We start from the raw sequence: 6,809 nt of genomic DNA on the forward strand, positions 1-6,809 counted from the left end.
TCAAGTTCTTCTCCACCTTGGAGGTCTACATTGTCTGGAATTTCAACAGTATAGTTACCATCTTCGTCCGCAATAGCTGTACCTGTTTTATTTCCTGGGAAGTGAACTGTTACTTCAGAACCTGGTTCGGCTGTACCTGTTACCTCTTTATCAGTGCTGTTTACGCCTTCAACTGATGGTTTATTTGGTGCTGTCGCATCAGTCACTGTTTTCTTAGTTTCGCCAGAAACGTTGCCGTCTTTATCTTTAGCTGTAACAGTAATTTCTTCGCCACCTTGAAGATCCTTCGGTAAGTCGATGTTGTAGTTACCTTCATCATCGGCTGTACCTGTGATTGGATCATGGCCTGGAATATTTACAGTTACCTCTGAACCTGGCTCAGCTTTACCAGTCAACTGTTTATCTTCACTATTTACATCGCTAGCCGTTGGCGCATCTGGTGCTGTCTTGTCAGCTACAGTCGTAGTTGTTGCATCTGAAGTGTTACCTGCTTCGTCTGTCGCAGTTACTTCAAGTTCTTCGCCGCCTTGTAAGTCGACGTTGTCAGGAATTTTAACAGTGTAGTTACCATCGTCATCAGCAGTAGCTGTACCAGTCTTGTTACCTGGGAAGGAAACTTTAACTGTAGAACCCGGTTCTGCCTTACCTGTTATCTCTTTATCTGTGCTATTTACGCCTTCAACTGATGGTTTCTCTGGCGCCGTTTTATCTGCTACTGGAAGTTTCGCAGGCGTAGACTCATTATCGTGAGCGTCAGTAGCTGTAACTGTTAACTCTTCGCCGCCTTTGAGATTTACTTTGCTAGGGATATCAACTGTAAAGTTACCGTCTTCGTCCGTCTCACCTGTCGCAGTCGTACCATCTGGGAATGAGACTTTAACATGTGAATTAGGTTCGGCTGTACCTGTAATGTGTTTATCAGTGCTTGTTACACCATCAACTTTAGGTATTTCTGGCGCTGTTGTATCTGTTACAGTCTTAGTCTCCGCTTGAGAAGTGTTTCCTGCTTTGTCTGTTGCTGTAACGTTTAAATCTTCATCACCTTTAAGGTCAATCTTCTCAGGAATATCAACTGTATAACGACCATTATCATCTGTTTCACCTGTCGCAGTTGTGCCGTCAGGGAATGTTACAGTTACCGTAGATTTCGGCTCAGCTTGTCCTGTAATGTGTTTGCTATCACTTGTTACGTCATCAACAGATGGTTTGTCCGGCGCTGTTGTGTCAGTGACTGTTACTGTCTTCGCATCTGACGTATTACCGTCTTTGTCTGCAGCAGTCACACTGATTTCATCGTCACCATTTAACTCGACATCTTCTGGAATGTCTACAGTATAGTTTCCGTCTTTATCTGCAGTTGCTGTGCCTGTTTTGTCGCCTGGGAAGTGAACTGTCACTGTTGCGTTTGGTTCAGCACTACCTGTCACTTTCTTACTATCTGTAGTGATATCGTTCACTTGTGGAACGTCTGGCGCTGTTTCATCTTTAACAGTTACTTCAGTTGTTTCAGAAGTATTACCGTTCGCATCTTTAGCAGTAACTTGAAGTTCTTCGTCTCCTTTAAGTGTGACACCTTTTGGTAAGCCTGCAGTAAAGTTACCATCTTTGTCTGCTGTGGCTTTCGTTTGTTGACCATCTGGGAATGTCACTGTCACTTCTGAATTTGGCTCAGCAGTTCCTGTGACCTTATCACTATTACTAGTTACTTTGTTGACTTCTGGTTTCTCTGGAGCCGTTTTATCTTCTACTGTTGCGTGAGTAGCTTCAGACTCGTTGTCATCTTTGTCTGTCGCTGTAACTGTGAGGTCTTCGCCACCAGTTAATTCAACATCTTCTGGAATCTCTACTGTGTATTTACCGTTATCATCGGCTGTTGCTGTACCAGTCTTGTTACCAGGGAATGAAACTTTAACTGTAGAACCTGGTTCCGCTTCACCTGTGACAGTCTTATCCGTACTCTTCACATCATCAACTGTTGGTGCGTCCGGTGCTGTCTTGTCTCCTACTGTGACAGAAGTTGGTGCTGAAGTATTGTCATTATCGTCTATAGCAACAACATTCAGTTGTTCGCCGCCTTTGAGGTTAGCATCTTTAGGAATTTCTACACTGAAGTTACCTTGATCGTCTGCTTTACCTTCAGACTCTCCGCCATTAGGGAATGTCACTTTCACAGTTGAGCCTGGTTCAGCTGTACCAGTCACTTTATCACCGTTACTGTTAACTTTTTCTACTTCTGGTGCATCGGGCGCTGTCTTATCTGATACTACAGTGTGCGCTGGTTCTGAAACGTTACCATTTTTATCCTTAGCAGTTACGTCAATGTTCTCGCCGCCTTTGAGAGTAACATCGTCTGGAATCTTCACAGTGTAATTACCATTGTCGTCTGCTGTCGCTGTACCTGTTTTATTGTCAGGGAAGTGTACAGTTACTTCTGAGCCTGGTTCGGCTGTACCTGTGACTTCTTTATCTGTACTATTTACACCTACGATTGTTGGCACATCCGGCGCTGTATTGTCTTCTACAGTAGTAGAACCTTCTTCAGATACGTTACCGTCAATGTCTTTTGCTGTAGCAGTGATTTTTTCTCCGCCTTTAAGTTTCAAGTCACTTGGTATTTCAGCGTTATAACGGCCGTCTTTACCTGCATGTGATTCAACAGATGTACCATTTGGAAAATGCACGGTAACGATTGAGTTAGGTTCAGCTGTACCTTCTACAGTTTTATCCTCACTGCCCACATCATCTACTGTAGGAGCATCAGGTGCAGTTTCGTCCTTAACTACAGTTGTCGTAGCTGGTGAAGTATTACCGTCTTCTGTTGCAGTGACTTTCAATGTTTCGCGATCGTCTAATTTCTTGTCACCTAGCTCGATTGTGTAATTACCTTGATCATCGGCTTTAGAATCAAGTGTTGAGCCATCTGGGAATTCAACTGTTACAGTGGTATTTGCTTTCGCTGTACCAGTAAGTGAATGATCTTCACTTGAAACAGGTTTGATTGTTGGTGCTTCAGGTGCACGTTTATTGATAACTTTCGTGCTATTAGACTCAGAAATATTACCTGCATCATCTTCAGAAGTGACTGTAATAGTGTCGTCACCGTTGAGTTCAAGGTCTTGTGGAAGATCTACAGAATATTCACCTTCGTCATTAGTTGTTGCACTCACTGTGTCACCATTTGGCAATTTTACGTGAACAGTTGAGCCTGCTTCTGCCTTACCACTAATTGACGTGTTATTAGTTGTTACCTCGTCGATTGTTGGTTGGTTTGGCGCAGTCTTATCATCAACTGTCACTGTATCTGAAGGATCACTTTCTTTTCCATTTTTACTTGCAGTAGAAGTTAATTCCGTACCTGCTTTCAATGGATTATCTAAGTGAATCGTACCTGAACTTTGTCCATCAGGAATATCAACTGTACCTACTGTATTACCGTCTTGGTCTCTCACCGTTACAGTTGAACCGCCTGTACCATTAACGATAACTTCATTATCTTTATCACTAACTGGGTTGATAGTTGGCGCTGGCACTTTAGAAGTGTCTACAATCTTGAATGTGTTTGTTTCATCGTTGTCATAGTCAGGTGAATCAATCGCAATAGTGTACGTACCTTCTGGTGATTTAGGAATATTGACGCTAAAGGAACCATCAGCGTTCACTGTACCTGTACCAACTGTTTCACCATCTGAATTGATCACTTTCGCGGTTTGAGTCGCTGCACCGTCTTTCAATGGTACAGAACCACTTACCACTGTGTCTTCTGTAGTAATATCAGATGCTTTCGGTTGGCCTACGAGTGGAGATGTCTTGTAGTTCACTACTTCGTCGCCATCATTCTTACCATCACCATCAGTGTCAGGGTTGAATGGATCAGAATGTGTGTTTTGACGTTCATAGTTATCGAGTAAGCCATCTCTATCATAGTCTTGGATTGCAAGCGTTGATGTACCAAGTGTGTTATTGATGAGTTTACCTTTGTTGTCAGTTAAGTAACCGTTGAAGTTGAAGAGTTCTTTCTGTTTCACTGTTTCACGAATGAGATTTCCATCATCATCGTATTCTGCATCTTTAGTTAAAATGTTGTTAGGATTCTGATTGAATTTCAAGACGATACGAATACCGATTGGCTCAGGGTTTGAGTTGTTAAATTCAATCAATCTGTTCATATTTCTATCTGTAATAGAACCTTTACCATCTTTATCGAAAGAAAGATCTGCTACTTTATCACGTTCGTGATACTCTTTATCAAATCCTGCTACCCCTTTGTAGTCATGTAAATGGAGTTCTGCTCCTGAAATGTATGGTAAAAGGTCTTTATCGATTTGATAATTATAAGTCCATTGTTTATTACCAGCATATAAAATATAGTCAAAGATACTATTTTTCATGATTGTTTGGTCTACAGTTAAACCACCGTGTTCACCAATATTTTGATCATATTGTACAGCTCCTGAGCTTCCTAAGAATGAACCCTTGTTAGCAGTGGAAATATCTTTTTCTTTATCAGTCAATTCTTTGTCTACATCAGTTAAGAAGTAACCACTATTTTCTGCTGTACGGATAATTTTATTGGTTTCATTATTACGGACGTAAACGCGATAGTTTAGTTTATCTTTATCTAAATTCTCTTCTTTTATAATATTTTCAATCGAATCATCAAGTTCAATCTTACCATCTTCAGCTGTGTAAGTTGCTAGTATCTCAGCACCACCGAAGAGACCACCTTGCGCACGTATAAAGTTCACTTCCCAGATGTCTGATGGTTCACCATTTTCATCTTTAAGTCGTTTGAATTCGACTGGCTTGTCTCCCCCTACTGGACGAGCTGATATCTTAGTAACGTGTTTTGCTAGTCGTGAGTCTAAATCCAAATCAATTTTATATCTATCTAAAGAGTTATCGCCTGTTAGATAGCTATGAATTTTAAATGGAATCGTTGTTGATTTCTTAGCCTCATCGCTGTCTAGACTATCTGAATCAAACATGATTTGTGAGAAGGTATAGTTATTTTCATAACCTAATGATTTAGCGACTTTAGTATCTTTCGCTGCACGTGTCACAGCTTCTGTGGAATAAGCGCTAAAGAATGCTGAACCTGGACGAATCGCTTGTGGCGAATCTTTATCTTTTTGATTTGCGAATTGGATTAAAGCAGATTTCAATACTTTATCAGAAATTGTCGCATTGGAATCTTTGTCATAATCAATATCTGCATCTTCAATTACAGATTTCGCTTGTTCGTCACCAAGTTGATCTTTCAAGTAATCATTCACAGTGTCTTCTTTATCTTTAGAATCTGTGTCGTCTAACTTAGATTGTAATTTGTCTTTTTTCTCGTCAGAATCTGAAGCTTTTGTTTCTTTTGTCTCTAGAGTTTCGTTATCTGATTTGTCTTTTCCTTGTTCTACTGCATCTGAGTCATCTTCATCTGATCCAGTTTCTTTATCAGATGATTTCTCATCAGACTTTTCGTCCGCTTGTTCATCATCTGATTTGTCATCATCTTGCTTTTCTTCAGGTTGATCTTCGCCGGACTTACTTTTAGTAGACTGAGCTTCGCTGTCAGAATCAGATTCGCTGTCAGACTCTTCTTTATTTGAACCTTTTTTAGATTGTTCTTCTTTTTGACTACCTTTTTCCGATTTACCATCAGTTGATGATTGTGAATCGTCTTTAGCTTCCTTATCAGATTTATCTTTTGACTCGTCGTTAGATTGTTCTTTGTTAGACTCTGCAGCGTTCTCATCTGAACCGTTATCATCAGACGCACCTTGTTTGTCCACGTCATCTTTAGCTGAATTGTCGTCAGCTTGATCTTGTTTTTCAGTTTCGTTTACTTGTGAATCATCGTTACTTGTCTCGTCGTCAGAATCACTATTATCCGCTCCGTCTTCGTCAGTTGTAGCTTGTGCAGCGTCTGACTTATGTACGTCATCAGCATTTGAGGCTGGCCGATCTACGTCATTATCTGAAGGATTACTTTGGTTACCTGAAGCTTGTGATTGAGAGGAAGAAGGTTGTGAAGTTTCGTTAGAATCTTGTGATGACTGAGCAGTTTCTTCAGTATTGGATTCCTGTGGTGATTGATTATCTTGTTTTATGTCGTTATTTACTTGAGGATCATGTGCTGTCTCTTGTGATGATGTATCGTGAGATGTAGTTGAATTATTAGGATCGTCATTCGAACTTTGGCTATCATTCGCACTCACACTGCTCTGAGCATCGTTCGTTTCAGCCGCTTTCGCATCATTGTTGATACCAAATACAAGTGTGGCACCGATTAAGATAGATGCTGTGCCGACTGTGAAACGTCGTATAGAGTATTTGTTATTTCTGTTCGGAATGAAATCTAATTTTCCTTGTGGTTTTCTCTTTCTCAAATTAACTACCCCCGAAATTATTGGTAATGTAAAATATTTATTCCCTAATGTAATAGAGACTATAATTTTATCTACCACAATGTACCACGAAACTAAACAGATATCTACACATTTATTTATGAATAGAATTACTTACATTTGTTAATCTTTTTCATAGTTAACTTTTTGTATAAAATCAGAAATGGATTATGTAAATATTCTTATTTCATTTGAATCTGTTGATATGTGTAAATCAATATACTTAGGTTCGCTAATTTTTTAGTAACTTAATTCAAATCTAATAAAGTCCGGTTTTATTAGGATATAGAGAGTACTTTTTTACTCAAAATTATTAAATCTAACAATTAAGGGTCGTTTTGGATATGTAGACATTACTTAATTGAATACAATACGGCTTTGTAATATATAACCTGTCTCTTATACACATCT

1 protein-coding gene is annotated in these 6,809 nt (G+C 39.7%); it reads right to left on the reverse strand.

From position 1 onward, the window contains the following. Window positions 1-6,380, reverse strand: a 6,380-nt coding sequence (locus tag CD126_RS11615) for an Ig-like domain-containing protein (protein WP_103370517.1), incomplete at its 3' end; no start/stop codon positions are given. Window positions 6,381-6,809 lie beyond the last annotated feature (429 nt).

Source organism: Staphylococcus pettenkoferi, from assembly GCF_002902685.1.
Classification (GTDB): Bacteria; Bacillota; Bacilli; order Staphylococcales; family Staphylococcaceae; genus Staphylococcus; species Staphylococcus pettenkoferi.